At 45.6% G+C, this 577-nt stretch carries 1 pseudogene; it reads right to left on the bottom strand.

From position 1 onward, the window contains the following. Positions 1 to 577: pseudogene (locus A3766_RS04510) on the bottom strand (glucose-6-phosphate dehydrogenase); the annotation flags it as partial.

The following is a 577-nucleotide window of genomic DNA, read 5'->3' as shown; positions in this document are numbered from 1 at the left end:
CAAACTGCCAACAGGATTGCACGGCGTCGCTACGAGCAAATAAGGTGGCATCGCCATTCAGTGCATCCAGTAACAAGCGCTCATAGGCATTCAGAATGCGTACACCATCACCTTCTTCATCGAGTAAATCCTGGTAACGAAAGTCCATACTCACCTCTTTCGACTCAAAACCTGCTCCGGGTTTCTTAAGACCGAATTGCATCACGATCCCTTCATCTGGCTGAATGCGTATCACCAGTTTATTTGCCGGTGCATTCAGCCCAAAAACAGGGTGTGGTGTATGTTTGAAGTGAATAACAACTTCCGTCACTCGCGTTGGCAAGCTCTTCCCTGTTCGAATATAAAAAGGAACTCCATTCCAACGCCAATTATTAATAAATAGCTTAAGGGCTACGTAGGTTTCAGTTCTGGAATCTGGACTAACACCTTCCTCATCCCGATAACCTGGAACAGCACTACCTTTAACTAAGGATTCCGTATACTGCCCTAAAACCAGGTTATTCTCTAAATCGGCCTGACTAAGTGGTTTTAGACTCTGTAGAACCTTCACCACTTCATTCCGCGTTGAGTCGGCATT

This window comes from Oleiphilus sp. HI0132, from assembly GCF_001635845.1.
Note: the sequence above shows the minus strand (reverse complement) of the source record. Positions and strands in the feature narration are given on the sequence as shown.